The 1,561-nt window shown below is 65.5% G+C and carries 1 protein-coding gene; it reads right to left on the bottom strand.

Annotation, left to right across the window (positions count from 1 at the left end):
* Nucleotides 1-16: 16 nt before the first annotated feature.
* Nucleotides 17-1,345, bottom strand: a complete 1,329-nt coding sequence (locus tag ACFLIM_RS50155) for an IS256 family transposase (protein ID WP_393178011.1) — start codon at nucleotides 1,343-1,345, stop codon at nucleotides 17-19.
* Between the last annotated feature and the right edge of the window lie 216 nt (nucleotides 1,346-1,561).

The raw sequence follows: 1,561 nt of genomic DNA, 5'->3' as shown, positions 1-1,561 counted from the left end.
TGATGGAGAACCCTCTTTACCTGATCCGTCCTGGGTAGGCGATATCAAGTTCGATGAGTGCCTCGCGCCAGCCGATGGTGCGCTGCCCCTCGATCAGGCGCGCGGTGCTGGGCGAGTTCTTGATCTTGCCGGTTTTCTCCTTGTGCGCGGCGCGTTCGCGGGCGCGTTTGTCCTCGATGTTGATGATGGCCAGCCAGAGCAGCTTGACCACGGCGTCGTCGCCGGGGAAGTGCCCGCGGGCCTTGGTGACCTTGCGTAGCTGATAGTTCAGGCTTTCGATGCCGTTGGTGGTGTAGAGCAGCTTGCGCACCGCCGGACTGAAGGCGAAGAACGGCGTGAAGCGATCCCAGGCGGCCTCGAACACGCGGCCCGCCTGCGGGTACTTCGCCCCCCAATCAGAGGCGGTGAAGTCGGCCAGAGCGTCGAAGGCCGCCTCCGCGCTGGGCGCGGTGTAGATCTTCTTCAGCTCGGCGGCCACCGCAGCGCGGTCGCGGCGGGCCACCGGCCGCAGCGCATTCCTGATCAGGTGAACGACGCAGGTCTGCACGGTGGTGTGCGGGAAGGCATGGTGGATGGCGTCCTCGAAGCCGGCCAGGCCGTCGGTGCAGGCGATGAGGATGTCGCGCACGCCACGGTTTTTCAGGTCGGTCATCACCGCGCTCCAGAACCGGGACGACTCGCCGGCGGTCGCATGGTCGAGCGGGGTCTTGGCCAGCCAGATGCCCAGCACGTGCTTCTCGCCGTCGGTGTCGATGCCGACCGCCAGATAGGCGGGCTTGGCCTGCACGCTGTGGTTGTCGCGCACTTTGACCACGATGGCGTCCAGGAACACCACCGGGTAGATCGCCTCCAGCGGCCGTGCCTGCCAGGCGCGGACCTCTTCCAGCACGGCGTCGGTGATGTTGGAGATGGCCTCATGCGACAGTTCGACCTCGTAGATCTGGCGCAGGTGATGCTGGATGTCGCGCACGCTCATGCCGTGCGCGTACAGGCTGATGATCATGTCGTCCAGGCCGCCGGAGATGCGCCCGGCCCGCTTGGGCACCAGCACCGGCTCGAAGGTGCCGGCCCGGTCGCGTGGCACGGCCAGCCGGACCGGGCCGACGCCGGTCTGCACCGTTTTGCCGATCTTGCCGTTGCGGGAGTTACCCGTCCCGTGGCCGGCCGGATCGTGCTTGCCATAGCCCAGATGACTCGACAGCTCGGCCTCCAGCGCGCGTTCCAGCACCGACTTGACCAGCTCGCCCAGCATCGAGCCCTCTCCGGTCAGCCGCAGCCCGCCCTTGCCGTCTTTCGATCGCTCCAGCAGCAGGTCCAGCACCTGATCGCCGAGCAGATCCCGCAGCGGCACCTGCCCTTCAAGATGAGGGGATTTTTCCCCGCCATGATGAGCAGCCCGCGCCAAGCCTCCCGCCTGCTCGTGGTCTTGTGTGAAAGTGGTGGTCAGAGCCGATGATCCCCGTGTGTTCGACATGATGGACGCTCCCCCCGAAGCGTTAAGATGATCTACCTTGACTCATCTACCCATAGTGATCGTTTCCACACTTAGAGTGATACCCCC

The organism is Nonomuraea marmarensis (genome assembly GCF_043197025.1).
Classification (GTDB): domain Bacteria; phylum Actinomycetota; class Actinomycetes; order Streptosporangiales; family Streptosporangiaceae; genus Nonomuraea; species Nonomuraea marmarensis.
This window is presented reverse-complemented; position numbering and strand designations above follow the sequence as displayed.